Here is a 25,647-nt window from a genome sequence, read left to right on the forward strand (position 1 = left end):
ATCTCCGGGCCTGTGACCAGCCTAATCGGCATGACGCAGAACACTGTTGAGAAGACTCCCGTCACACTGCTGGGCCTCGGCGCGATGGGTACCGCACTGGCCCGCACCTGGCTTGCCGCCGGTCACCCGCTCACCGTCTGGAACCGCACCCCGGCCCGCGCCGCGGCTCTCGCCGCCGAGGACGCACGAGTCGCGGCCAATGCCGCTGATGCGGTCGCAGCGAACACCCTGATCGTCGTCTGTCTGCTGGACGATGCCTCGGTCGACGAGGTGCTGGCCGGCACCGACCTGTCCGGCCGGGACCTGGTCAACCTGACCACCAGCACTCCCGCCCAGGCCCGTGCCCGCGCCGAGTGGGCCCGCGAGCGCGGCGCCCGCTACCTGGACGGCGGAATCATGGCCGTCCCTCCGATGATCGGCGTCCCGGAAGCGGGCGGCTACGTCTTCTACAGCGGCTCGCCAGAGCTGTTCGAGCGGCACAAGGAGACTCTGCTCGTCCCGGCCGGCACTACCTACGTCGGCGAGGACGCGGGCTTCGCGGCCCTGCACGACGTGGCTCTGCTCAGCGCCATGTACGGCATGTTCGCCGGTGCCGCGCATGCCTTCGCCCTGATCCGCAAGGAGGACATCGACCCCGCGGCGCTCGCCCCGCTGCTCGCCGACTGGCTCGTCGCGATGGCCCCGGCCGTTCACCAGACCGCCGACCAACTGCGGAGCGGCGACTACACCAAGGGGGTCGTCTCCAACCTCGCCATGCAGGTGGCCGGCACGCCGACTCTCCTGAGCACCGCCGAGCAGCAGAGTGTCAGCCCTGAACTGCTCAGCCCCTACTTCGAGCTGATGCGCCGCCGCCTGACCGAGGGCAGCGGCAAAGAGGACCTGACGGGCGTGATCGACCTACTGGTGCACTGACCGGCATCGTGCCGCCACAGCGGCATGCTCTGGATCTGCTCACCTATTACGGCGTAATAAGTGAGGAGGCTCGGCGTCGGGCGCACACCGGACGACCGAGATCGCCGGCTGCCTCATGGGGCGCTCTCCGGCTCGGGCGCGCCGACGGGGTTCGGTGAGGCGCCGGGTGACTGGCACTCGCACCCTGGGCAGTCACAGTGCCGCACCTGAGGCATCAACAGCCGCTGTCCCGCCACCTGGCCGCACAGAAGGGATGGCGTGGCTGGGGCCGGTGGGGGCTGATGGAGGCATACGCGCGCCTGCCCGCGCCCGTACCGGCACGTCGTGGCTGACTTTCTGTGGTGCGGGAGCAGCAGGGGAGGAAGGGGTGCCCGATCAATGTGTCCGTGCCTTCGACGGGCCTGAGGCCACTACAGGAACCCCGGTCCGGCAGTGGTTGTAAGAAGAGAGAGCGACACCTGCAGAACCCACTCTGACCTGCGCAAACAGGGCCGGTGCCCCAGTCCGTGCGAACTGCCGGGCAGTTCCTGTGACAGCAGAGGCGGATCTGCGGAACTGGGTCCCGGTTCCGCAGATCGTGGCAGTCGGTTCTGTCGGACTGCCACCACTGTCGAAGGAACTGCCACACGGTTCGTAGGGACTGCCACCACGTCCACAGGAACTGAGTACCACTGTTCTGCAGCAGCGGTAGATTGACGTCACGTACATGTCTCACGGGGCTCACGCCCCAGTGCCCGAGTGAGTGGGTCGTGTCCCCGGCGCACGCGACACGGCCGACAGGCGGAGTTGATTGACTTCCTGCTCATGTACGTTAAGTTCATGAAGGCAGCTCAAGGTGCTGCCTTCAACGAACAGTGCGGCAATGACCCATGCACGGAGGGCCTGTTGGGAGCAGCACGCAGACTGGTCGACGCCGACACGGGCGAGCCGGTCCTCTATGCGCCATACGCCTTCTCCGGTAAGCACACGCAGGTCGACAAAGCCAGGGTCGAGGCCATCACCGAGTCGACGGCCTTCACACCCAGTCAGAAGTTCCTGGTGCTCTGGTGGATCGGTGTCTCCCCGGAAGGGATGGAGCCGTTGAGGGCCACGGGAGCGGACATCGCCAAACGGGTGGGCATGTCGACCGATGCCGTGGGGAAAATCAACAGGAAGCTGACCAAACACCGCATCCTGGTCGTCCGTGGTCGTATCGGCAATTACAACCTCTACCGCATCAGTCCTTACATCGCGTTCCACGGCACAGGCGTGGAACAGCGTGAAGCGGTGAAATCATGTAATCCACCAGACATCCCGGGCTTCGACGAGAACACGCCAGCACGGTGGGAGGCAAAGTGACCAGCGACGACAGGCAGCAGAACCTCAAGCTGCTGGAGGCCACGGCCGGCATGACCGCCAACCAGCGCCTCGTCGTCATGCTCTACGCTCTGCATCCGACCGATCGTTCCGGTGCCGTTCTGGAAACGGCTGCTCAGCTTGCCAAGCTGGTCGGTATGGCACCGCCCGTCTTCTCGCGAACGCGTAAGCAGGTCATCGAGCTGGGCTGGCTCGAGCAGACGGAGAAGATCGGTCACATCAAGTACTACCGCTTGACCCCGGGGCAGCTGGGGGAGCGGGTCGTGGTTCCTTTCCGGAGGGCCACCTGAGACGCTCTGCGGATCGCACCACATGTACGTCACGTCAATGAGGGGCGATCCGTGGGACGCCTTCGACTGACGTCCAGACAAACGTGCCGGGGTCCCGTGGCGAGGGTCCAACCTCTGGAAGCCACGCCACGGCCGCGCAGATCCGCAGCACTCCTGAACGACCGACCTCCGCACACGAGGCGCGACGTCTCCTACCGGTACCGTTCTTCGAACAGTTCGATTCTTCGCTCAGAACGATTCTCCGGCACAGCTGCCTCGAGCCGGCGCCGGGCTCAGCGCGCTCAAGGCGGCTCCATCGCATCCCATCTGCGCGGAGACAGACCAAGCTATTACGCCGTAATAGCTTGAGACACCGAGCCCACCTCATCAGCATCCGGTCCAAAGCACCGGGGGAGTGCCCGGCTGGGCTATTACGCCGTAATAGGTCCGCGGCTCCCCGACGCAGACGGGGGCCGGCGTCGATGACGACCTGGTGGTTGGGGGAGTACCGATAGTTCTGCGACCGCACGGCACTGGTGTGGTCGCGCGTGGGGACCAACGTGCCGTCCACAGTGAGCACGGCGCCTATGGCTAACGCTTGCAGGGCTGGACGGCTGAGCGTCGGTCCGAGGCGGTCGATGATGCAGTCCGCCCGCCGACCCTCGACACCCCGAACAGCGGCGCGAGCTGGCGCATCGTCAAGTCCGTTCGTCAGTACGCCGTAACCAGCAAGCGCCGGTCCTCCAGCGGAAGGCCTGACAGCTGGCCCTTGCGGACCGCGTCCGCGCCCTCACGACGCGGCATCGTAACCAGCTTCCCGAAACGCCGAGTGCCAGCCCGGTGAACCGGGGTTGTCCAGGACGACTGCGACGCCGTGATCACACCAGCCACTGCGAGAGGAGGGCCTCCACTTGGCCGTAGCCACCGTGGCATTACCCGTTCTGGCAAGCCCTCGCTTTGAACTCCGCCATGGGGACAGTGACTGCCGATTCATCGCCATTGTCCGAGATCTTGTCGTAGCGGACTTTCCCTGGGGAGAGCCGGTCCCGGTCGCTCGGAGTGAAGGAGACGCTCCTCGATGACCACGAGTTGTCCTTGGTCCAGCCGTAGAGGGCATACGTCGTCTTGGTGGTGAGCGGGGTGAGGGATCTGGTCGCGGTCCTGCCGGCGGCAGGAGAATCGAGGGGCCGGGTGGTGAGACCAGCCCTGAGGGGACGGTCGGCGGTCCACGAACCGACCGTGCAGTGATCGACTCATGCTCAGCCCCCTGCCCTCGGATGGGAAGAGGCGTCAGGTCAGACGCTGATCGTCGAGAGCCCGCACCTGTTCTCTGCGCTGCCGAGCCGAGAACGACCACCTGTCGACCTATTACGACGTAATAGCCGGGGCGCCCAAGCCACACCGAGCTCGTCCAAAAATGCACGCCGAGAGTCCCGGTCCGCCCGGGAAAAGCAACGCCAGGGACCAAAGCCGTTCGGTCCCTGGCCCCTGCCAGGGGGACACGCAGGACCGGCCCGCACGGGAACGCCCCAGCAGGGAGGGACCCAAGCCCTGACAGGGCCTGACTGCAGGGGCCGAGGGACTGCCGCTCTTTCGGTCCCTGGCCTTCAGTCCCTGCTATTTCCGCAGGTCAGAGGCTTGCGGCAGGAGCTGGTAGGGACTGTAGGGACTCAACTCCGCAATTATGACGTAGAGAAGACATGTATTCGTACACGCGCGCGCATACAACACAACTCTCTACTACAGCTCATAATTGCGAAGTTAAGTCCCTCCAGTCCCTGGCTGATCTGAGGAAAACGCTCTGACCTGCACAGATACCCGCCACCCCCTCAGGGACTGCCCCATTTCCCAGCCCCTGCGCCTCGGTCCCTGGCCCCTTTGGTCCCTCGAAGCCTGGTCCCTTGCAGCCCGGAACCTCGCCCCAGGCCGGTCCCGGGCCGATCCTCCGTCAGTCCCTCCCCCTTGCTCCCTCTGCTGCCGTCTCCCGCCCCTCCCCAGGGACCCAAGGGACCACGAAGCTGATAGAACGGCACGCGGGTCGGAGAGACACCGCCTTTTCGATGAGCGGGCCTTAGACTCCTTTCGCATCAGAGTCCCTTCGGTCCCTGGCCGGGCCAACCTCCGTGCCAGGTGTGTGAAGTGATCGGGCAGACGAGAAGTGACGAGGACGATCCCTGTGCCGCGCCAAGACGACAGCCGCAGCAGTGCAGCCGGAGTGGCCCCCGGGTCGCCGAGAGCCGTCGCCCGCTGGTGTGCCGCGCAGGGCTGGCCGGTCCACCCCCTCACTCCCGGGCGGAAAACTCCTGTCGCGAACTGCCCCGCGTGCGCAGGGCGTAGACACGAACCCGCATCCTGCCCCTGCCTGCCCGCAGGACGCCCCTGCCACGGCTTCCACTCTGCGACGACGGACTCCGACCGCATCGAGCGCTGGTGGGCAGAGATCCCGGCTGCGGGAGTCGGAGTCGCCTGCGGTCCCGCCGACCTCCTCGTCATCGACATCGACGCCCACGAGGCCCCCGTGCCCGACAGGGGGCGTCTCCTCCCCGGGGTCGTCATCCCCGCCCAGGTCCAGCTGGCCGGCCTGGCCTCAGGTTTCGACACCCTTGCGCTGCTGGCCGCCTACCGGCGTGAAACCTCTCCCGCCGAGGACGAGACCACCTTGCGAGTGCGCACCCCCTCGGGCGGCCTGCACGTCTGGTACCGCAACCCAAACCCCACCACGCGCTACAGGTGTTCCACCGGCTCGGCCCGGCACACAGCCCTGGCCTGGCAGGTCGACGTACGCGCCGACGGCGGCTACATCGTGGCCCCCGGCACCCGCACCCCAAAGGGTGTCTACCGCGCGGAGGGGACGGCTCGCCGCCCCGCCCCCCTGCCGGAATGGCTCCAGCGCGAGCTACGGCGTACAGGACACGTGATCGAGCCCCGGCCCACCGCCGCTCCGACAGCCCCTGCTCCGACAGCCCCCGCTTCGGCAGCCGCCGTCCCGACCCACCCTCTCCCCACGGACAACGGGACCGGCACCGCGCCCACCCCCATCCCCGCGGCGCGCCGACAGCGCCGTACCGCCTCCGCCGAGCTGCTCATCGAGCCTCTGATCGCAGTCGTCGCCGAATGCGCGGCCGCTCCGGAAGGGACTGGTTTCACCGAGAAGTTGAATCGAGCCGCCTACACAGCCGGCGGCCTCGTCGGGGCGGGGCACCTGGACCACGCCGCCATTCGTGATCGCCTTGTCCGTGTCGCCGGCTACGCCCGGCCGTGGCAGCAGACCCGGAATGAAAAGATCGTCGACGACGCCCTTGCCGTAGGGTCCGTTCGCCCTCTCCACCTCAAAGGACGTCCATGAGCAGCAGTGCCGAAGGCACACCGCGTTTCGACCCGCAGGCGGCCGCTCAGCAGATGCTCGACCTGGAGTCGGCGGGTGTGGTCGCCGGGCCCGCCCGCCTGCCTGCCCAGGGCTCCGTGCACGAGACCGTCCCCTCGTTCGGGCAAGCCCCTTCGCCCTCGCCCCTGTTGCTGCCTCCGTCCCTTTCGGACCGGGGAAACGCCCGCCTGTTCGTGCAGATGCACCGCGACCAGTTCCGGCATGTCGAAGGGCTGGGCTGGTTCGCCTGGGACGGCTACCGGTGGAAGCGCGGGGGAGGCGAGAAGGCCGCTCTGTGGGCGGCGGGGGAGATGGCGGAGGACATGGCCGTCAGCGACCCGCGCGGAGTGTTCAGCGACCGCGAACTCGCGCACCACAAGCGGCGAACGCTGTCGACCACCGGCCTGAAGGCCCTGCTGACCCAGGCGAAGGCGTCACCGGACATCTCGGTGGACCCCGACCGACTGGACGGCGATCCCTACGCGTTGTGCACTCCTGTCGGGGTGGTCGACCTGCACAGTGGCCATCTTCGCAAGCCGGACCCCACACGTGACTTCCACTCCCGTGCCACCAGTGTCGCCCCGCAGGCGATGGAGACCCCGCGCTGGCACAGGTTCCTCGCCGACACCTTCGGGGACGACGACGAGGGCCGCGAGATGATCGCCTTCCTGCACCTGCTGCTCGGCTACTCGATCACCGGCGACGTGGGCGCACAGGTGCTGCCCTTCCTCCACGGTGAGGGCAAGAACGGCAAGTCCGTACTGCTCGACATCATGATCCAGATCCTCGGGGACTACGCCGACGCCGCTCCGCCCGGCTTCCTGATGGACCGTGGCGCCTTCTCGGAGCACTCCACCGAGCTCACCGAGCTGCACGGTCGCCGCCTGATCGTGTGCAGCGAGCTGAAGCCCAACGACAAGTTCGACGAGGCCCGTGTCCGGCTCCTGACGGGCGGCGACAAGATCAAGGCCCGCCGCATGCGGCAGGACTACTTCTCCTTCACCCCCACCCACCACCTGTGGCTGCTGGGCAACCACCGTCCGGAGGTCTCCACGGGCGGCTTCGCGTTCTGGCGGCGCATCCGTCTGCTGCCCTTCACCCGGACCGTCCCGGCCCACCGCAGGATCGACAACCTCGCCTTCGAGCTGGTCCGCGACGAAGGGCCGGGCATCCTCCAGTGGCTCATCGAGGGTGCGCAGCGCTATCTGCGCACCAGGGACCCCCTGGAGGGCCCGGACAGGGTGCGTATCGCCACGACGGCGTACGCCACCACCGAGGACCACATCGGGCGTTTCCTCGCCGAATGCTGCACACGTGACGGGGAGGCGGGGAAGGATCTGCGGGTGGAGCAGGGGCTGCTCTACGCGGAGTACAGCTCGTGGTGCAACGCCGGGGAAGGGATCCGGCCGGCGACGCCCCGGGCCTTCGCCAACCGTGTCCGCCAGGAGGTCGGCGTGGCTTCCCCAAACGACATGATCAAGTCGAACGGCCGGAAGTACTACCCCGGCATCGCCCTGCTGGAGCACCCGTGACCACCTCCACGGCCCTGCGTACTCCGTCACGCGGCCTACACCGTCGTCGCGGTGCGCTCTACGATGGTGGACGGGCCTCCGGATGCGGTGGCCCTCGCGAAGTGGCCCATTCCCCGGCGACGCGCGGGCCGGAACGACAGGGAGAGACCCCCGGCCATGGGCCCTGGCCGGGGAGTACGCCGATGAAGGAGAGGCTGCAGCCATGAGTTCGCTGTTGACCGAGAGCGACCTCATCCACGAGGCCGAGGTGGTGTGGCTGGAGAACCTCGAAGGGCTCGACTACGTCCGTCAGGCTCTGGACAAGACCAGGCGGCGCAACACCAAGCCGCCGTACGCGCGCGACGGCCGCATGGTCGGATACGCGCTGCTGGACGAGGACGCCTCCCCGGATCCGGACAGCGGCCTGTACAAGCGCAGGGTGTTCTTCCTGCTGCCTCACGACCGGGACAGCCTGCCCGACGGTCTCTACCGCGAGGGAGCGCCGGGCGAAGCGGTCGACCCGCGCACGATCGCCCCGAAGAAGCCGGGAGCGAAGACTCCCCGGTCCCAGAGCGGCCACGTGGCCATAGCGACCTCGACGCCCTGACGCCGCGCCGCCCGAGGGCCGCACACACCTGTCTACGGGACTGCCTGCCCCTGAGCCGGCCGCCCATCCGCGCCCGGCGCGCCCTGGCGCCCCGACGCTGTAGTCCCGGTTTGCCGGGTCAGGATGCTCCGAGGCCGTGCAGCAGGGTGTCGACGACGACGTCCGCCGCCTGCCCCGGGCTCAGTTCGGGCAGCTGCCGGGTCACCAGGTGCATCAGCTGGGGGAGCAGGCCGCTCGCCCACCCCGGCGGGAGGCCGGGGCGCAGCAGGCCTTCGTCGACGGCGCGCTCCAGGAAGGCGTCGACCTCGCGGACGGCCGCGTCGCGGCGGGCGCGGACGGTGTCGTCGGCGAGCATGCGCGTGAGGTCGACGGGCCAGGTGCGGTTGACGACGATGATGTTCTCGACGTAGCGGTGGAGCGCGACGGCGACGGGGGCCTCGCGCAACCGCGCGTCCTCGATGGCCTGTTCGATAGCCGTGAGGCGGGATGCGTAGATGGCGGCGAGCAGTTCCTCGCGGGAGGCGAAACGCCGGTAGACGGTACGCCGGTCCACGCCGGCCTCGGCGGCGATGCTCGCGATGCTCGCGCCGGGGTCGGCGGCCAGCATGCGCGCTCCGGTGGTCAGAACGGCCTCGATGTTGCGTACTGCGTCAGCTCTCACCACACCGAGTCTAGCCGCAGACTGTGGAACCTCCGCTGTCAAGAACCCCTCTTTTGTTGAGCGTAGGGCAGTAATTGTCACACAGACGTGCCCGACCGACAGGCCGATGCGAGCCAAAGACCGATGCGAGCCAATGGCCGATGCGACCGGCACGCCCGCCGGATGCCGATCGTTGGACGGCGTAGGACGCTGATCGTTGGACGGCGTAGGACGCCGATCATTGGACGGCGTAGGACGCCGATCATTGGATGGCGTGGGACGTGCGCACTCACGACAACGTGAAGGAGCAGCGGTGAAGGATCTCGCGGCCGCGGTCGAATCGGTGGACCAACTGTCCACGGTCTGGCGCGCGATGGTGCTCGACAGGGACGAGCAAGCGGACGTACGCGACCTGCCGGGCCTTGCCGTCCGCTGGGCCGACTGCCGCTTCGCCTTCTGGAACGCCATCACCCTGACCGAGACCGGGACGGACGCGGCGCTGCTGCATGAACGCCTGGGCCAGGCCGCGGACATCATGCGGTCGAAGGGGCGGCCGGGCTTCCTGTGGCTCTTCGAGGACCTCCTCACGGACGAGGCGCGCGCGGCGCTGGAACAGGCGGCGCCGCGCGCGGGCCTGGTCCACGCCTTCCCCGGCACCGGCATGGCCGGCGACCTGCTGCCCATCCCCGAACCCCGCCACCCGGATCTCACCTTCGAGCGGGTGATCACCGACGAACACCTGCGGGCCTACGCGGACATCAACGCGCGCGCCTACGGCTTCGACCTGGAGGACGGCCGCGACGGCTTGGCCGGCTCCACGCTGTGGAAGCGGGACGCGTACGCCTACCTGGCGCTGCGGGACGGCGTTCCCGTCGCGTGCGCCGCGACCGTCGAGGCGCAGGGCCGCCTGTTCGTGGTGCTCGTGGCCACCGAACCCCACCAGCAGCGCCGCGGGTACGGCGAGGCGGTGACACGCAAGGCGCTGTACGAGGGCGCCCGCGCCACGGGACTGACCCGGGCGACCCTGCACGCGACCGCCGCCGGAGCCCCCGTGTACCCGAGGATCGGTTTCGAGCCGAACTCCCCGATCCGGTTCTACGCGCTGGCGGACTGAGCACGTCGCGCACCGGCAGACGACCGCCGTCGTGGACGACCCCGTGCCGACCCGAGGTGCGGGGTCAGCGGACGGTGGTGCGGGCGGCTCGTTCGATGACGTCGGCGACGAGGTGGGGATGGGAGACGGCGACGGAGTGCGAGGCGGCCACCTCGGTGGTGTGGGCGTGGGCGCGGTGGGCCATGAAGCGCTGGACGGCCGCTGGGATGTTGAGGTCCTCGGTGGTGACGATGTCCCAGCTGGGCTTTGTCTTCCAGGCGGCGGCGGTGGCCTTCTCCTCGAGGGCGGCCTGGGCGATGGGACGCTGTGCGGCGGCCATGAGGGCGGCCTGATCGACGGGGACGTCGGCGGCGAACTGGTGCCGGAACTTGGACCGTTGGATGTACAGGTCGGTGACGGTGGTGCCGTCGGCCTGTCGGTAGGTGACGGGATCGAGGGCGTCGGGAAGGGTGGATCCCGGGTACTTGCCGGTGAGTTCCAGGGCCGTCTCCCCGGGGGTGGGGAGGAAGGCGGCGACGTAGACGAGGGCCTTGACGTCGGGGTCGCCGGCGGCGGCCTCGCTGATGACGCTGCCGCCGTAGGAGTGGCCGACCAGGATCTTCGGGCCCTTGATGTGGCCCAGCAGGGAGCGCAGGGCGGCGGCGTCGGAGGACGGGCCGCGCAGCGGGTCGGCGGCGGCGACGACGGGGTAGCCGTCGGCGCGCAGGTCGGCCATGACGCCGTTCCAGCTGGATCCGTCGGCGAAAGCGCCGTGCTCCAGGACGATGGTGGGCTTGGCGTGTCCGCCGGCTCGGGCAGGCTCGGTGTTCTTGGTCGCGCCGTCGGCGGTGCCGCTGAGGGCGAGCGCGCCGAGCGCGAGCCCCGCCGTCAGCGTTGAGATCACACCCCCCACCCTTGACTTCCGTCCGCCTTCGATGCTCACCACGACAGATCTCCCTTCAGGTGTTCCAGCAGATGGGCGGTTCCCTCGCCGGAACCGAGTCATCACCGGCTCCCGAGGTGGTCGGCGTCCACGACTGCCTGGGCGAAGACGCTGGGCGCCTCCTGCGGCAGGTTGTGGCCGATGTCCGCGATGGTGCGGTGCTCGTACGGCCCGGTGAAGTGCGTGCGGTAGCCGGTGCCGTCGCCGGGGGCGGTGAAGGGGTCGAGGGCCGGATCGAGGGTGATGGTCGGGACGTGGATGGGGGGCTGCGCCGCGAGCAGCGCCTCGTAGCGGTCGTAGCGGCGTTCCCCGTCGACGAGGCCGATGCGCCAGCGGTAGTTGAACAGGACGACGGCGGCGTAGTCGGGGTTCTTGAAGGCCTCTGCGGTGCGCTGGAACGTGGCGTCGTCGAAGTTCCAGTTGGGCGAGACGAGGGTCCACACATAGCGGCACAGGGCGATGCGGTCCTCGACGTCCTCCATGGCCTGCTTGCCGCGGTCGGTGGCGAAGTACCACTGGTACCACCAGTTGTGCTCGACGGCGGGGGCCGCGGGTGTCAGCTGCATCTTGCGGTCGGTGATGAGATAACCGCTGGTCGAGACAAGGGACTTGACGCGCTCGGGCCACAGGGCGGCGATGATGTCGGCGGTGCGCGAGCCCCAGTCGAAGCCGGCGAGCACCGCCTTGTGGATCTTCAGCGCGTCCATCAGGGCGATGATGTCGAGCGCGATGGCGGACTGCTCCGCGGTGCGGGGGGTGCTCTGCGACAGGAAGCGGGTGGAGCCGTGCCCGCGCAGGTAGGGAACGATGACGCGGTAGCCGAGGTCGGCCAGCAGCGGGGCGACGTCGACGAAGCTGTGGATGTCGTACGGCCAGCCGTGCAGGCAGATGACGACCGGGCCGTGGGCCGGCCCGGCTTCTGCGTAACCGATGTCCAGGACGCCCGCCTTGACGTGCTTCAGCGTGGGGAAGCTCGTGCGGGTGCCGGGGGAGACATCGGGCACGGTGGGAGCGGACCTGCCGCCCGCCCGGTACGTGGCGCTCGCGGCGGACGCCTGGGCCTGCACCCCGGCCAGTGAGACCGCGACCGCGCCGGTGCCCAGGCCGACGGCCTTGCTGAAGGCACGCCTGTTGATCATCTCGAACCCCTCCGTCGAACGCGTCCACCACGCCGCCTCTGTGCGGCCCGCTGACCTTCGCACACTCAATCGTCACCAGTCAAGCAGGTGACGATCGCCAGAATGAGCATATGTGCGTGTAGCTATCAAGCATAAGTGCTACATTGAAGTGACAATTAAGTCGGCCGGGAAAGAGGCAGCGCGTGATCACCTACAACAAGCTCTTCATCGGGGGCTCTTGGACGGAGCCGAGCACCACGGACCTGCTGGACATCGCCTCGCCGCACGACCAGACGCTGATCGGCCGTGCGGCGCAGGCCCACCCGGCGGACGTCGACCGCGCGGTGGCCGCGGCACGGACGTCCTTCGAGGCGGGGGAGTGGCGGCTGACCCCGCCGGCGGAGCGGATCGCGCTCCTGCGGCGGTTCAACGCCCTGCGCGAGGAGAACGCCGAGCGGATCGCGGAGCTGATCTCCATGGAGAACGGCTCCGCGAGATGGTTCACCCGCGCCGGGCAGCCCGGCCTGACGCGGCAGGCGAACGCCTACCTGAAGGCGGCGGAGGAGTTCGCCTGGGAGGAGACCCTGACGCCCTCCGACCCGTCCTCGCCGGTGCGCAGTGTGGTGCGCCGTGAGGCGGTAGGCGTCGTGGCCGCCGTCATCCCGTGGAACTCGCCTTTCTCCTCGGCGACTTCGAAGATCATCCCCGCTCTGGCCGCCGGCAATTCCGTGGTCCTCAAGGTGTCCCCGGAGAACTCGCTGAGCATGGGTTTCCTGGCCGAGCTGTTGGAACGGACAGGTCTGCCCGAGGGCGTGATCAGCGTGCTGCCCGCGGACCGGGAGACCAGCGAGTACCTGGTCTCGCACCCGGACGTCGACAAGATCGCGTTCACCGGCTCCACCCGCGCCGGCCGCCGTATCGCCTCGATCGCGGGGGAGCAGCTCAAGCGGGTCAGCCTGGAGCTGGGCGGCAAGTCAGCCGCCGTCATCCTGCCGGACGCCGACATCGCGAAGGCGGTCGCGGGCCTGAAGTTCGGCTCGCTGCTCAACAACGGCGAGTCGTGCATCGCCCAGACCCGCGTCCTCGCCCCGCGCAACCGGTACGAGGAGGTCGTGGCCGCGCTGAAGGAGCTGGTGGAGTCGCTGAAGGTCGGCGACCCGAACGACCCGGAGACCTTCATCGGCCCGATGATCCGCCCCGACCAGCAGGAACGGGTGCGGACCTACATCCAGCTCGGCATCGAGGAGGGCGCCCGGCTGGTCACGGGCGGCCCGCAGATCCCCGAGGGCCTGGAGAAGGGCAACTACGTCACACCGACCGTCTTCGCCGACGTCGACAACGCCATGCGCATCGCGCAGGAGGAGATCTTCGGCCCGGTCCTGGTCGTCATCGCCTACGACGACGAGGACGACGCCGTCGGCATCGCCAACGACTCCGAGTACGGCCTGTCCGGCGGCGTCTGGTCCGCCGACGAGGAGCACGCCCTGGCGTTCGCCCGTCGCATCCGCACCGGCACCGTCACGGTCAACGGTGCCCCGATCGCCTTCGACGGCCCCTTCGGCGGCTTCAAGGCCAGCGGCATCGGCCGCGAGTACGGCGCGGTCGGTCTCGGCACCTACACCGAGTACAAGACCATCACCGTCTGATCCGGCTCGTACGGCATGCCCCACGCCCCGCCCCGGCGACCGGCATCTCCGCGTCACCGCCTTGACAGGTGACGCAAACGAAGGGATGCTGACAGTGGCCCCGGAGACACAAGCGGACGCCATTCCCGGACGAGGAAGCGGAGTACGGCCATGAACAAGGAACTCCCCGGCGACGCCGCCGCGGCAGCCCGGCACACGCGCTACGGCAGCCTTCCCGAGCGCATCCGCTTCGAGGACATGACCGAAGAGGTGAAGGCCGACCAGGGCGGCGGCGTGAACGCCTCGTACAACCCGGAGGGTTCATGGCAGTACTACTCCTGCCTGGCCCTCGACCTGGGCCTGTAGCCCGAGACCCGGAGCAACTCCTCCACCGTGTGACAGCAACCAACCTCCCCCATTGATCCTCTTTACATACAGTCGGGCTTACCTTCCCGACGGGATCACGTGCGGCACGGCAGCACGGAAGTTATGGGGAGACCGGGCACGGTGAAGCGGTACAACAAGCGGGGCAGGCTCTGCGGAGCGCTGGCGGGTGTGGTCGTGGCGGCCCTGGCTGCGGGCGGGTGCGACGCGGGTGGTGGCACGGGAGCCCACTCGTCCCCCGCACCGGCGTGGCCCTCCGCCACCGGCGGTACGACCGCCGCCGCGCGTGCCGCCGAGGCCACGCTCTGGCGCAAGTGGGGCCTGACGCCGTTGCCTTCGGCCCCGCAGCCGCCTGCCGACAAGCCCGTGAAGCTCTCCGCCTCCGGTACGGTTCCGGTCCTCACGCACATACCGACGTCGCAGAAGGTCGTCTTCATCACCATCGACGACGGGCAGGAGAAGGATCCCAGGTTCATCGAGATGATGCGGGACTTGAAGGTCCCGTTCACGATGTTCCTGATGAACGACGTCATCAAGTCCGACTACGGCTACTTCAAGCAGTTGCAGGAGCTGGGCAACCACGTCCAGAACCACACCCTGCACCACCCGCCGATGAACACGGTCCCGCCGGCCCGCCAGAAGGAAGAGGTGTGCGGGGACCAGAAGATCCTCACCCGGGAGTACGGCACCGCACCGCTGCTGTTCCGGCCCCCCTACGGCGCGTACAACGCCAGCACCAAGGCGGCGGTGGCGGAGTGCGGGCCCAGGGCGATCGTCTGGTGGCGCGAGTCCATGCAGATCCACAACATGACGTACCAGGACCCGGGCAAGAAGCTGCATCCCGGGGACATCATCCTGGCCCACTTCCGCGGTCCTTCGGAGCTCAAGGGCACCACGATGACGCAGATGTTCGCCGACCTGCTCAAGCACATACAGGAGCAGGGCTTCGCCGTGGCCCGTCTGGAGGACTACATCCAGCCCCCGACGGGCCACTGACCGGCTGCCAAGGCTCACACAGCTCCACGGCCGACGCGGCCGACGGGGCTCAAGCGGCCGACGGGCCGCCGCCGACGGGCATACGCTCGCCCCTTCTCCGTCAGTTCTTCGCCGGGACCAACGTTCCGAACGACGCCGCTGCGATGCGCTGGATCAGGGCCATCTCCGTCCCGTTGAGGTTCGTCGGGTCGACCGAGTAGACGATCTTGCGGGAGAGGTCCTTGGTGGCGAACACGCCGCTGGTCCAGCCGGGGCGCGAGCCCGTCTTGCCCCACACCACCACGCCGTTGGACGCCGTGACCCGCATCAGCCCCATGGTCATGCAGGCCCGGCCGGCGTCGGCCGCCGTGCGGCACTGGCTGCTGTGACTGCTGGGGACGTCGGGGACCTCGAAGAGCATGGCCTGCTGCGCCCGCGGGAGCAGACGGCCGCGGAAGAGCGCGGTGATGAAGCGGTCGAGGTCGGCGGGCGTGGAGATCATGCCGCCCTCGGCCCACGGCCAGGGGCTCTGCTCGGTGACGTCGACCCGATGTGTGGTGCCGTCGGGGGACTGGACCGTCAGATAGCCGTGGGAGTGCGGGCCGGGCAGGCGGGGGTCGTCGGCGTCGGGAACATAGGTGTCGCGCAGGCCGAGAGGGCGCGCGATCCGGGTCCGTACCTCGTCGGCGAAGGTGTGGCCGGTGACCCTCTCGATCAGCACGCCGGCGACGTAGTAGTTCATGCCGTTGTACTGCTGGGCCGTGCCGGGCGCGAACTGCATCGGCTGACCGGCCAACGTGTCGATCACCTGTTGCGGCGTGAAGCTCCTCAGCCGGTTGGCGGCGAACCACTCGGGGCTGCCGTCGCCGAACTCCGGGCTCGAACCGCCGCGCGGCAGGCCGCTGGTGTGGTTGAGCAACTGGCCCACGGTGACGGGCGGCAGGCCGGCGGGCAGGACCCCCGGCAGGTACTGCTGCACGGGCCGGTCCAGGTCGATCCGGTGCTCGGCGGCGAGCTGGAGGACGATCGTGGCGGTGAACACCTTGGAGATGCTGCCGATCCGGATGAACGCGTTGGGCGGGACGCCCTCCCCGTTCTCCAGGTCGCCGACACCTGACGTGCCCGACCAGTGGCCCGCCCTGCCGGTGATCCGCACCAGCGCGCCGGTGACGTCCTCGTTGGGCAGCCCGGCGATGGCCGCCCGCAGTACGGCCGGGTCCAGACGCGGCAACGGCGCGGTGGCGGCCGCCGGCGCCGACGTCACCACCGGCCCCGATACGGCGAGCGCGGGCGCGGCCACCGCAGCGGTCAGCGTCATGGTCAGCGTGCCGCAGGCGGCCAGGGTGATCCAACGGGTGCGACGGGCGGAGCTGTTCACGTCAGTGCCCTCCGGGTGCGTGATGGCCGGACGGATGATCACCGCCCGGCCATGAGTCTCCGCCGCACAACCACCCCGGCCCATCGGGGAACGGCCCTGATCGAACCCCGGTTCCGACCCCGAGAACGGGCGCCGGAACATCAGGGGCCGGGAGATGGACGGCTCGGGGTCCGGCCGCATTCGGCCCGGCGGCGGACGAGCGCTACGTCGGACAGATGCAGCCGGCCCGCGCGCTCCGCACCCGGAGCTGACGGCGTCCCGGCACCGGCCGGGACGTCAGCCGGTCGCGAAGGCGCCCAGCTGGGTCTGGGTGCCGTTGAAGCGGTCGTGGTCGCCCACCGTCTTGCCGGTGGCGGTGTACTGCCACATGGTGTACGACGTCCAGCCCGCGGGGAGGGGTCCGGGCGTGGTGGCGTAGCGGGCGATCCACAGCGGGTTGCTCGCGCCGAAGCCCGAGTAGCCCCCGGTGCACTGGTCCCACCAAGTGGTGGCCGTGTAGATGACCGCGTCCCGGCCGGTGCGTGCCTTGTAGCGGGTCAGGAAGTCGCGGATCCAGCCGACCATCGCGCTCGGAGACTTGTCGTAGCAGGCGTCGCCGTACGGGTTCCACTCGATGTCGAGGGCACCGGGCAGCGTCCTGCCGTCCTTGGACCAGCCGCCGCCGTGGTCGACGAAGTAGTCGGCCTGGGCGGCGCCGCCGGTGGTGTCGGGGGTTGCGAAGTGGTAGGCGCCGCGCACCATGCCGGTGTCGTAGGAGCCGTCGTACTGCTGGGCGAAGTAGGGGTTGGTGTAGTAGGTGCCCTCCGTGGCCTTGGCGTACGCCCATCTGGCGCCGCCGTCCCGCAGCGCCTGCCAGTCGACTTCGCGCTGGTGGCTGGAGACGTCCACGCCCTCGGTCTGGGCGGCGCGGACGGCGAGGGCGTCATCGGCGACGGCTTCGCCGCCGTCGTGCGCGAGGACGCCCATGCCCATGAAGGCGCTGCCCCGCTCGGGTGTCACGGGGTCGGGCAAGGGCAGGGCCGTTGGGGTGGACAGGGCCAGCAGCAGGCCGGTCAGCGCAGCGGTGACGGCCAGGCGCGGGCCACGGGAGCCGGGGGATATGGAAGGTCGCACGGAATCCATCTGACCCGCAGTCGGGCGGTACCGCATTCCGGATACCGCCCAACGGTGCCGTCGCGGGCCGGGGTTGGTCCATGTGGGTGGCCCGGCCACGGGTGGCGGCGGCCGTGACCGGGCCGGTGTGCGGGGTCAGCCCCCGATGGTGCCGGGTCAGCCCTCGATGCGGTGCTGGGACCAGAAGGAGGTCAGGTCCGTGCTCGTGGCGGCCTGGGCGGCGGCCTTGAACTCGGCCGTGGTGGACACGCCGTACCAGTGCGCCGCCGCGTAGTCCTTCAGCAGCTTGGCCATGGCGGTGTCACCGAGGACGCGGCGCAGGTCGTGCAGGGCGCACTTGCCGTAGCCGTAGACCACGGTGGAGTAGCGCGAGGAGTGCGCGTCCCAGTAGGCCATGGAGTTCGTGATCTTCTCGGCGCTGGAGGCCCAGGAGACGCCGCTCCAGCAGCTGCTGCCCGTCTTGCCGAGGGCGAGGTCGGTGGCGTAGTCGGTGAACGCCTCGTCCAGCCAGGGGCTGTTGTACTCGTCGTCGCCGACGATGCCGTACCACCACTGGTGGCCGATCTCGTGGGTGAGGGCGGTGGTGCTGACCAGGTCGAGGACGAAGCCCGGGTACTCCATTCCGCCGAACCAGTAGTTGTTGTCGATCACCGCGTCCAGCTCGCCGTAAGGGTAGGCACCGAACCGGGCGGCGTGGGCGTCCACGGCCGACTTGGCGGTGCTGAGCATGGACTGGGCACTGGAGGAGCTGATGCCCGAGACGGAGTAGACGTTGATCGGGACGCCCGCCGCGGAGCTGCCGGAGATCTTCGTGAAGGGCCCGGCGCCCCAGGCGAAGTCACGGACCTTGGCCGCGGTCGCCGTGGTGACGGTGCGGCCGCTGGAGCCGGGAGTGTCGGTCGAGGTGCCGGTGGCCGGGACCAGCAGGCCGCTGGGGTGGTCCAGGGTCACCTTGAAGTCGGCGGCCAGGGAGTAGAAGGACTCGCCGTTGTTCGTGTACGGGTCCAGGTGCCAGCCGGCACTGTCGCGGACCGCGAGGACCGGCAGGGCGTTGCCGATGAAGCTGTAGGCGCCGTCGTGGCCGAAGCGGTCGGCGCCGCTGGGCACGGTGATGCCGAGGTCGAAGCCGATGGTGGCGCTCTGGCCCTGGTTCAGCGGACTCGGCAGGTCGATCTTCAGCGCGGTGCAGTCCACCGAGAGGGCGCCCGCGGTGCCGCCGGTGACATTGCTGACCCGGATGGGCATCGCGTCACAGGTGCCGTGGTAGTTGTCCCACAGTCGCAGATACACCTCGCCGAGCGCGGTGGCGGAGGCGTTGGTGAAGCTGACGCTCTCGTGCCCGGTCCAGACGGTGCCGCTCGTGTCGCTGCTGAGGTTCACCGTGTAGGAGGGCGCCGCGGGGGTGCGGGTGGCGTCGGTCGTGGGCGGGGTGGTGCCGCCGGACGTGGCGAGGGCGATGTCGTCCAGGACGAAGCTGGTCTGGAGGCTGGAGTCCTCGCTGCCGGTGAAGGACAGGGTCACGGTCTGCCCGGCGTACGCGGAGACGTCGAGCGACTTCTGCACATAGCCGGTGGCGTCGTCGAGGTTCGAGTAGGTGGCCAGCGTGGTGGCGCCGATCTTGGTGGTGAGTTTGTCGTAGGCGACGGACGAGGTCGTCTCGTCCGTGTCGATGTGCAGCCAGAAGGTGAGGGTGGCGGTGGAGCAGCCGGCGGGGATGGTGACGCTCTGGCTGAGGGTGTCGGTGTGGGTGCTGCCGACTCCGTCCAGCCAGGCGTAACTGCTGCCGCCGTGGGCACTCTCACCCGACCGGCTGGTGATCACCGTGGACGCGGACTGGCTCCACGGTGAAGTCCCGCTCTCGAAGCCGCCGTTGGCGACCACCTGGGCAGGAGTGCAGGTCGCTGCCGCACTGTGCCGCGCGGTCGGCTGGGCGGCGGCGGGGGTGGTGGGGAGGGAGAGGGCGGCCAGCGCGGCGACGATGAGCGCGCCGGCGCCGAGGGCCCTGTGGGGGGTCGATCTCACACGCTTCTCCTTTGCGGCGGCCGGGATCCCGGCCTGCTCGAAGACCGCCGGCCGGCTGGGGTGCGCCGGAGCGGCCACGGACGGTGCTTGCGTGATCGGTACGGTCAGCCAGCACCCTCCTGGGGACAGGGGCGCCGACTGCCGGTGAAAGCGTGACAGATTTGACTGGTGCATGCCAGAACCATGCCGCGGGCAGAAACCGGCGGAGCGGTGCCTGTGCAAGAGGCACACGTCGCCCAGATGCTCCGGCTCCCCACGGAACCGATGCCGGTGCAGGCCCGTGACAGCCCGCGCCGATTGCCTCCCCCTCCAACGACTTGACGTTCAGTCAGCAGCCGCCGCTGCGCCGAGACGGTACGAATGCAATGCCGTCAGCGGATTCAGGGGAGGCCACCCGGCGCACTCACCATGACCGTCACTCCATGGCAATTCGCCCGGGTGGTTTACCCCGCGCACCTGCCGGCCGGTTGGCTGCCCTCACGTACCTTCACAACGTAGTCGGACGACTACTTTGAGTGAGGGGAGAACGCGGATGCGTCCGTCATCCAAAGGCCGACTGGCGGCTGCCTTCGGCTCGACAACTCCGGCCGGTCCGGGAGGGCCCGCGCGACACTCCGTCTTTCGCTTACGAACGCGAGCACTGGCCGTGGGGCTCGCGCTGGCGGCGTCCACACTGGTGTCCTCGGGTCCCGCCGGTGCGGCTGATCAGTACGAGTGGGCTGCGCTGGGCGACTCGTACACCGCCGGCGTCTTCGTCGGCGACCCGCAGCCCACGCTGGGTGACCCTTCACGGGACGGCTGCGACCGCACTTCCGACGCCTATCCCGGCGTGGTCGACCGGGAGCTCACCGAGTTCCCGCCGGGCGCCCCTGTCCACCTGACCAACGTCAGCTGCGGCAACGCCACCATCGCCGACATCGCCACGGCCGAGCAGAAGCCCATCAGCCCGGTCCAACCCCCCGCCGCCGGCTGGCCCGCAGTGAGCCCGCAGATCCAGCGGGCGCACCTCAACGACCAGACAGACGTCGTCACCATCGGCGTCGGCGGCAACAGCCTGCCCTTCGGCGGCATGCTCCTGAAGTGCCTCGAGCAGGGTGCGAGCGGCAAGTCCTGCCGCGACTACTACACCGATCCCCCCGCGGGGGAGGAGAGCATCCAGGACAAGCTCGCCCGGGTGCAGGACGAGTACGTCAACATGCTGGCCCAGGTCCACCAGGCCGCGCCCAACGCCAAGGTGATCACGGTCGGCTACCCGGCCGTCCTGCCGCAGGACGCCAGTGACTGCAACCGCCTGGCCCTCACCGAGTTCGGCCCGATCACCCACGCCGACATCGACTGGCTCCGCGACGACGTGCTCGAGCCGCTGAACCACACGATCCAGCGAGTCACGTCGTTCTTCGGCGACCGCTACGTCGACGTCTACTCCTCCAGCGTGGGCCACGACGTCTGCCAGAGCGCGGACACCAAGTGGGTCGAGGGAATCTGCGGCGACGCCGCGAACTACTGGCCCGTCAAGCTCCCCGGCACGCCGCTGGACTGCACTCCCACCGGCAAGCGAGCCACCCTGGTCCACCCCAACGCCGCAGGCCACGAGAACACCGCCCTACACGTCGAACGAGCCATCCGCATCGCCCTCCTCGAACGCTGACCAACCCGTTGATGCCAGGGCCCCGGCGCCGCACGGAAACGCGCCCGGGGCCCTGGCCGGCCTGCGTAAGGAACCCGAACCTGTCCTTCTGTGGCCGGCAGGCGCCGGGGTCGCACTCCCGGGACTGATGCGCCGCCGCTGCCGCTGTGCCTGAACGCCCAAAGTGCCTGACGGCAAAGCGGTTCGGGGCCCACTTCGGGGAGTAGCGTCAAAGGACCGGGAGCACTTCGAACACCGGCTTCCACGCAGATGCCGTTCCCGGCGATCAACAAACACCGGGCTGCCGACGGGCAGCCCGGGGGAGGGTCTGCGCCATGACCACGACCCGCGACCGCACCACGCCGCGGGATTGGCTCCTTGGAACAGGTGAGACACCGATCGGCTCTGGCCCGCTGACTACTGCGGCAGACGGCAAGGGCCCGGCGTCCCGAAGCCGGGATGCCGGGCCCTTACCGAGGCGCGCGATCAGGCGGGGCGGATGTTCTCCGCCTGCGGGCCCTTCTGGCCCTGCGTGACGTCGAACTCTACCTTCTGGCCCTCCTGCAGCTCGCGGTAGCCCTGGCTGGCGATGTTGGAGTAGTGGGCGAAGACGTCGGGGCCGCCGCCCTCCTGCTCGATGAAGCCGAAGCCCTTCTCGCTGTTGAACCACTTCACTGTGCCCTTGGCCATGACTGTCTCCTTTGAGGGGAAACCGGGCACGCACCCTGCGCGACCGGGAGGTGATCGCCCTGGTCCGGAGAGGCGCTGAACAGCAAGAACGCCCGTGACCGCGATCACGGGCGAACGGAACTTCGGAACCACGACTGCTGATCACCACGCTATAACGGCATGACGGAAGCCGCTAGCGAAAACACGCCAGCATCCGGCCCGGAACGAAGGGCTGGGTCGCCGTGAGGCTCGTTGATGGTGATCAAGCAGTGGAGGACGACGTCGTGGTGCTGCGCTCGCCGCATCCTGCCGGAGCCCCACCGCGAAGACGGCCGACGCCGGCGGACACGCAGACAGCCGCGACGGCGTACCTCTCGGCCAGGCAAGGCCCGGTTCGCTCCCGACTCGTCCATCCGGGAATGGACCGAGTACCCCACGGCGGCGTGATCTCCCTTCATCGCACCGGAAACCGCTGCTCGGGCAGGAGGTTCACACCGAACCGCTCATGCAGGGCAGCCATGTCCCGGCGGTCCTCGTCATCGAGCTCGTACCCCGTGTGACATGCCACCTGGCCCTGCGCTGTCAGGCACCGCACCGGCTCGCCCTGAAGGGTTCCGTTCCCGCTGAACCAGGCGGCCTCGTACACCCACACCTCGCCGTTCTTCATCGTGTAATTGCCGTTGCCCTCCCCGTCGAACACCACAGGGTGGACGTCAACGCTCCTGCCCTCCTGATCGCGCAGGACGAAGCACGAGGAAAGGCGACCCTCCGCCACGGCGAAGCCCAGGCCCCGCAAGGCCCCGACCGCGTCCTGAACCTGGTCTACCCGCAAGATCAGGTCGACATCCTTGTGCGGCCTGGTCTGCTCGCCGAGGAGAGCATCGACTCCCCAGCCGCCGTCCCCGAGCCACACCGCCACACCCTGCGCCTGAAGAGACCTGATCACAGTCAACGCGTTCGTAGCATCCATCATCACCACGCCAGTATCGCCATCGACCCGACGGACGCCGTGAGAAGCCGTATCTCAACCGATCTTGGAAAGTGTAGGTCGAGCAGGGGTCCTGGTTGAGTGACCTGCCGGTGGTGAGCAGGGCCGTCCTCACCCTGGAGAAGCACCGACGGAGAGCCTTGGTGTGCTACTCAGCCTCACTGCTGTCGGAGTTGGTCCACGAAGGCGACACCACGCCAGGGCGACGGACCGCCGAGTGTCTGGGTGAGACGTTCCTGCGAGGGATGGAGCGAGCGTCGGGCCGCATTGACGAACTTCAAGTGCCCCTGCTCCAAAGCGGCGTGGATCGGTCGGAGCTCCTCAAGATCCGCCGGCTGACGATCGTGGAAGAGAATGGTGAAATCCTCGATGACATCGCAGAGCTGGATAGCTGCTGCGGCCGCCTCGGGATTCGCCACCAGGCTCAGCGACTGGATCGATGCATTGAACGGTCCCCATGCGACTTCAGGTCTGCGCCGTTCGAGGAACGCCTCACGCAGCTCCATCTCGACGGCCCCGAAAGCTTGCAGGAACCTCTCGTACGCGGACGTCTGTGTCTCCTGAAGCCACTTTCGATTCTCGCTGCGCCGCCCAACGACCCCGCCTGCAACGACGCCCACGATGGTGGCGGTGACACCACCTGCGGTGGATATCAAGAGCTCCCATGGAACAGCCATTTCAAACCCCCTGGGTGGTTGTCAGAAGCCGTGTCAACCGACCTTTGAACGTGGGTCGATCGGCGGTAGGTGCATGGAGGCAGGGCCTCCTGGTGGCTCGGGGGTGCTACCCGGTTCCGAGCCGTTCCCGGAGGCCCTGTCCCTACTGTCGTTGTTGTACGGGCCCGCGCCCGTCCATTCAACTCGCCTGCCGTGTCGTGCGATTGTCTCGCGCACAGCTACGGCACCGCGGCCGATCACCCCGATCGGGTGCGCCGGTATCCGTCGGACATGACGATGCGGAGTGGGCGGCCATCCGGCCCGTTGCTGCCGGTGCCGACACGGCTCCAGGGGCGGGGTGGACAGCCCGAAGGCGCTACTGAGCTTGAATGAGTGATGTCGGTGCCGTTCGCCTGGCGGCTGGGTGCCGGCGCAGGTAGCCCTGGGGTGTGAGATACGCGCAGGGCGGCGGGCTGACCGACGCCGAGAGGGCCACGCGGGAGCGGCTACGGCTCCAGGCCGTGGAGCGTTTCGAGACAGCGCAGAAGAACGCCGAGATCGCCGATGCCCTGCGAATCAGCGTGCGGTCGGTCGAGCGGTGGCGCCGAGCCTGGCACGAGAGCGGAGAAGCCGGGGTTCTGTCGAAGGGGTCGCCGGGCAAGCCTCGGCTCAGTGAGACCCAGATCGCGCGACTGGAGCGTGAGTTGGAGCGCGGTCCGCTGGCCCACGGGTGGGTGGACCAGCGGTGGACGCTGGCGCGGATCAAGACGCTGATCGGTCGGATGTTCCATGTCTCCTACATGGTTGAGGGCACCTGGCGGCTGCTCAAGCGGCACGGCTGGAGCTGGCAGCAACCCGCCCGGCGGGCGATCGAGCGCGACGACGACGCGGTCGAGGTTTGGAAGAAGGAGACCTGGCCACGGGTAAGAGCGTCGCGGCGGAGCGGAACGCCTGGATTGTCTTCGAGGACGAGGCCGGGCAGTCGATGACTCCGACGCGCGTCAGGACCTGGGGCCTGATCGGCCAGACCCCGGTCGTGAAGGTGAGAGGCCGGGGCTCCGGGCGGGTGTCGATGGCTGGCATGGCCTGCCACAAGCCGGGCGAACGGTCGCGGCTGATCTACGCGATCCGCGAATACCGGGGCCGCAAGGACGAACCGAAGGGCTTCGGTTGGCACGACTTCCGCGACCTGATCGTCCGCGCCCGCATCCAGCTCGGCGGCCGATCGTGCTGGTCTGGGACAACGTCCGCCTCCACCCGACAGCGGGCATGCGGGAGTTCATCGATGCGAACGCCGAGTGGCTCACCGTGTTCCAACTGCCCACCTACGAGTGATCGACGGCTGCCTTGCCGGCACGGGCCTGGCCCTCGGTGTGGACGAACCGGTGAACCCCTGCGAGCCACCGTCCCGGCCTCCCGTCGATCAGCGCGCCACTGGCAGTGATCAGGTTGCTGCGCTTGTATAGGCGCCGCGAGCCCAGAACCCGCCTTCGAAGATGTAGCCAATCCAACGGCCGAGGAGATGACCGCCTGGGCCTACGCGGCTGAAGCGCAGCCCCCGGTCTCCCAGGACTGGGACATCATCGCCACGCGCCCAGCCTTCGGCCCGCTGTTCCTGAACCTCGCCGCTGACAGGAAGTGCCCTCACCGCCACTTCTTCCTCGGCTGCCTCACCTCCTGGCCGGCGACGCCGTGCGCACGCGCTTCAAGACCATGCCCGAAGCGAGCCTGAGCTGGCTGATCGACGAGGCGATGCCGACCGGGGATGCCTGGGTCAGCACTTGGGCGGCACGCACCCGAGCCCTTCTTCGCGTGCCCGAATCCTTCGACTACGAGGCCTGGTGCGACCCACGTGGGCTGGCCAGCACGCCGACGTGATCAACCGGCCTGCGACATCACCAGTTCAAGCTCAGTAGCCGTTGCTGCCGCGCGCGGGCGGGTCGCACGGACTGGTGTACCGGCTGCTCACCGAGTCGGGTGTGGTGCTGCGAGGCCGAGCGCCCCACCGTGTTCTTGCGGATGCAGCGTGAGGCCCGGGCGGCGGTGAGGGTCGCTCACCCCTCGGTGGTGGCGGTCTTCGATCACCTGTAGTGCACGAGGCCAGGACGAGCCCGTGGTGCCGGCCAGGTCGAGCGAACCTTCGCCTGGCTCCACCAGTTCAAACGCCTGCGGACCCGCTACGAGGTACGAGCCGGTCCCCCTCGCACTGCTCCAACTCGCCTGCAGCATCATCGGTTTGAGACGACTTCGAACCTCATTCTGAAACGATCAGCAAGACGGCCAAGCGACCGCTTCACGGAAGTGGGGGGGGGGGGGGGGGGGGGGGGGGGGGGGGGGGGGGGGGGGGGGGGGGGGGGGGGGCGGGGGGGGGGGGGGGTGGGGGGGGGGGGCGGGCGT

The 25,647-nt window shown here is 68.9% G+C and carries 21 protein-coding genes and 3 pseudogenes; 14 read left to right on the plus strand and 10 right to left on the minus strand.

Going from position 1 to position 25,647, the window contains the following annotated elements; all coding sequences use genetic code 11:
* Positions 1 to 30 precede the first annotated feature (30 nt).
* From ACZ67Q_RS38155 to ACZ67Q_RS38165, 3 genes are all read left to right on the plus strand, one after another.
* The gene (locus ACZ67Q_RS38155; RefSeq protein WP_471191855.1) at positions 31 to 912 is read left to right on the plus strand and encodes an NAD(P)-dependent oxidoreductase; all 882 of its coding nucleotides are present in this window, start codon (positions 31 to 33) and stop codon (positions 910 to 912) included.
* Between the two features lie 885 nt (positions 913 to 1,797).
* Positions 1,798 to 2,250 carry a MarR family transcriptional regulator gene (locus tag ACZ67Q_RS38160; protein ID WP_361622284.1) on the plus strand — a complete coding sequence of 151 codons (453 nt, stop codon included), beginning with the start codon at positions 1,798 to 1,800 and terminating at the stop codon, positions 2,248 to 2,250.
* Complete coding sequence (locus ACZ67Q_RS38165) at positions 2,247 to 2,558, plus strand: cyclic nucleotide-binding domain-containing protein (RefSeq protein ID WP_361621145.1); 312 nt, start codon at positions 2,247 to 2,249, stop codon at positions 2,556 to 2,558. Before ACZ67Q_RS38160 ends, ACZ67Q_RS38165 begins: the two co-directional genes overlap by 4 nt.
* A 442-nt stretch (positions 2,559 to 3,000) precedes the next feature.
* Here the strand turns inward: ACZ67Q_RS38165 and ACZ67Q_RS38170 are convergent.
* Positions 3,001 to 3,428, minus strand: a pseudogene (locus ACZ67Q_RS38170) (helix-turn-helix domain-containing protein); the annotation flags it as partial.
* A 1,324-nt stretch (positions 3,429 to 4,752) separates the two neighbouring features.
* On the opposite strand from ACZ67Q_RS38170, the gene ACZ67Q_RS38175 reads away from it, so the two are divergent.
* From ACZ67Q_RS38175 to ACZ67Q_RS38185, 3 genes are all read left to right on the plus strand, one after another.
* Positions 4,753 to 5,883 (plus strand): bifunctional DNA primase/polymerase, encoded by a 1,131-nt coding sequence (locus tag ACZ67Q_RS38175; protein ID WP_471191922.1) that lies wholly within the window; start codon positions 4,753 to 4,755, stop codon positions 5,881 to 5,883.
* Positions 5,880 to 7,433, plus strand: a complete 1,554-nt coding sequence (locus ACZ67Q_RS38180) for a DNA primase family protein (RefSeq protein WP_471191857.1) — start codon at positions 5,880 to 5,882, stop codon at positions 7,431 to 7,433. The genes ACZ67Q_RS38175 and ACZ67Q_RS38180 overlap by 4 nt, the downstream gene beginning before the upstream one ends.
* A gap of 202 nt (positions 7,434 to 7,635) precedes the next feature.
* Positions 7,636 to 8,019 carry a DUF6009 family protein gene (locus ACZ67Q_RS38185; RefSeq protein ID WP_469815834.1) on the plus strand — a complete coding sequence of 128 codons (384 nt, stop codon included), beginning with the start codon at positions 7,636 to 7,638 and terminating at the stop codon, positions 8,017 to 8,019.
* A 118-nt stretch (positions 8,020 to 8,137) separates the two neighbouring features.
* On the opposite strand, the gene ACZ67Q_RS38190 is transcribed toward ACZ67Q_RS38185, so the two are convergent.
* A complete protein-coding gene (locus ACZ67Q_RS38190; protein WP_471191924.1) occupies positions 8,138 to 8,626 on the minus strand; it encodes a TetR/AcrR family transcriptional regulator in 489 nt (162 codons plus the stop codon).
* Positions 8,627 to 9,032: 406 nt separating this feature from the next.
* On the opposite strand from ACZ67Q_RS38190, the gene ACZ67Q_RS38195 reads away from it, so the two are divergent.
* Complete coding sequence (locus ACZ67Q_RS38195; RefSeq protein ID WP_471191926.1) at positions 9,033 to 9,773, plus strand: GNAT family N-acetyltransferase; 741 nt, start codon at positions 9,033 to 9,035, stop codon at positions 9,771 to 9,773.
* Between the two features lie 64 nt (positions 9,774 to 9,837).
* Here ACZ67Q_RS38195 and ACZ67Q_RS38200 read toward each other — a convergent pair whose 3' ends face one another.
* Both ACZ67Q_RS38200 and ACZ67Q_RS38205 read right to left on the minus strand, forming a co-directional pair.
* The gene (locus ACZ67Q_RS38200) at positions 9,838 to 10,698 is read right to left on the minus strand and encodes an alpha/beta fold hydrolase (protein WP_471191860.1); all 861 of its coding nucleotides are present in this window, start codon (positions 10,696 to 10,698) and stop codon (positions 9,838 to 9,840) included.
* A 59-nt stretch (positions 10,699 to 10,757) separates the two neighbouring features.
* The gene (locus tag ACZ67Q_RS38205; protein ID WP_471191863.1) at positions 10,758 to 11,834 is read right to left on the minus strand and encodes an alpha/beta fold hydrolase; all 1,077 of its coding nucleotides are present in this window, start codon (positions 11,832 to 11,834) and stop codon (positions 10,758 to 10,760) included.
* Positions 11,835 to 12,016: 182 nt separating this feature from the next.
* On the opposite strand from ACZ67Q_RS38205, the gene ACZ67Q_RS38210 reads away from it, so the two are divergent.
* From ACZ67Q_RS38210 to ACZ67Q_RS38220, 3 genes are all read left to right on the plus strand, one after another.
* Positions 12,017 to 13,459 (plus strand): aldehyde dehydrogenase, encoded by a 1,443-nt coding sequence (locus tag ACZ67Q_RS38210; protein WP_471191866.1) that lies wholly within the window; start codon positions 12,017 to 12,019, stop codon positions 13,457 to 13,459.
* A gap of 150 nt (positions 13,460 to 13,609) precedes the next feature.
* On the plus strand, positions 13,610 to 13,804 hold the full coding sequence (locus ACZ67Q_RS38215) for a hypothetical protein (RefSeq protein WP_471191869.1): 195 nt from the start codon (positions 13,610 to 13,612) through the stop codon (positions 13,802 to 13,804).
* A gap of 141 nt (positions 13,805 to 13,945) precedes the next feature.
* Positions 13,946 to 14,818 carry a polysaccharide deacetylase family protein gene (locus tag ACZ67Q_RS38220; RefSeq protein WP_471191872.1) on the plus strand — a complete coding sequence of 291 codons (873 nt, stop codon included), beginning with the start codon at positions 13,946 to 13,948 and terminating at the stop codon, positions 14,816 to 14,818.
* Positions 14,819 to 14,918: 100 nt separating this feature from the next.
* Here the strand turns inward: ACZ67Q_RS38220 and ACZ67Q_RS38225 are convergent, their stop codons facing one another.
* The 3 genes from ACZ67Q_RS38225 to ACZ67Q_RS38235 all read right to left on the minus strand — a co-directional run bounded on the left by ACZ67Q_RS38225 (position 14,919) and on the right by ACZ67Q_RS38235 (position 19,310).
* Positions 14,919 to 16,175 (minus strand): serine hydrolase domain-containing protein, encoded by a 1,257-nt coding sequence (locus tag ACZ67Q_RS38225; protein ID WP_471191874.1) that lies wholly within the window; start codon positions 16,173 to 16,175, stop codon positions 14,919 to 14,921.
* A 276-nt stretch (positions 16,176 to 16,451) separates the two neighbouring features.
* Entirely contained in the window at positions 16,452 to 17,297 is an 846-nt protein-coding gene (locus ACZ67Q_RS38230) for a lysozyme (protein WP_471191877.1), read from the minus strand.
* A 147-nt stretch (positions 17,298 to 17,444) separates the two neighbouring features.
* Entirely contained in the window at positions 17,445 to 19,310 is a 1,866-nt protein-coding gene (locus ACZ67Q_RS38235; protein ID WP_471191880.1) for a M1 family metallopeptidase, read from the minus strand.
* Between the two features lie 646 nt (positions 19,311 to 19,956).
* On the opposite strand from ACZ67Q_RS38235, the gene ACZ67Q_RS38240 reads away from it, so the two are divergent.
* Positions 19,957 to 20,958 carry an SGNH/GDSL hydrolase family protein gene (locus ACZ67Q_RS38240; protein ID WP_471191883.1) on the plus strand — a complete coding sequence of 334 codons (1,002 nt, stop codon included), beginning with the start codon at positions 19,957 to 19,959 and terminating at the stop codon, positions 20,956 to 20,958.
* Positions 20,959 to 21,423: 465 nt separating this feature from the next.
* Here ACZ67Q_RS38240 and ACZ67Q_RS38245 read toward each other — a convergent pair whose 3' ends face one another.
* The 3 genes from ACZ67Q_RS38245 to ACZ67Q_RS38255 all read right to left on the minus strand — a co-directional run bounded on the left by ACZ67Q_RS38245 (position 21,424) and on the right by ACZ67Q_RS38255 (position 23,250).
* Positions 21,424 to 21,627, minus strand: a complete 204-nt coding sequence (locus ACZ67Q_RS38245) for a cold-shock protein (RefSeq protein ID WP_014670069.1) — start codon at positions 21,625 to 21,627, stop codon at positions 21,424 to 21,426.
* Between the two features lie 433 nt (positions 21,628 to 22,060).
* Complete coding sequence (locus ACZ67Q_RS38250; protein ID WP_471191928.1) at positions 22,061 to 22,579, minus strand: nucleotidyltransferase domain-containing protein; 519 nt, start codon at positions 22,577 to 22,579, stop codon at positions 22,061 to 22,063.
* Positions 22,580 to 22,752: 173 nt separating this feature from the next.
* Positions 22,753 to 23,250: a hypothetical protein gene (locus ACZ67Q_RS38255; RefSeq protein WP_471191886.1), complete on the minus strand. Its 498-nt coding sequence runs from the start codon at positions 23,248 to 23,250 to the stop codon at positions 22,753 to 22,755.
* Between the two features lie 449 nt (positions 23,251 to 23,699).
* Here ACZ67Q_RS38255 and ACZ67Q_RS38260 point away from each other — a divergent pair.
* From ACZ67Q_RS38260 to ACZ67Q_RS38270, 3 genes and pseudogenes are all read left to right on the plus strand, one after another.
* Positions 23,700 to 24,579 (plus strand): annotated as a pseudogene (locus tag ACZ67Q_RS38260) (IS630 family transposase); the annotation flags it as partial.
* A 363-nt stretch (positions 24,580 to 24,942) separates the two neighbouring features.
* Positions 24,943 to 25,128, plus strand: a complete 186-nt coding sequence (locus tag ACZ67Q_RS38265) for a hypothetical protein (RefSeq protein ID WP_471191889.1) — start codon at positions 24,943 to 24,945, stop codon at positions 25,126 to 25,128.
* Between the two features lie 219 nt (positions 25,129 to 25,347).
* Positions 25,348 to 25,513 (plus strand): annotated as a pseudogene (locus ACZ67Q_RS38270) (IS5/IS1182 family transposase); the annotation flags it as partial.
* Positions 25,514 to 25,647 lie beyond the last annotated feature (134 nt).

The organism is Streptomyces sp. NPDC036813, assembly GCF_055609245.1.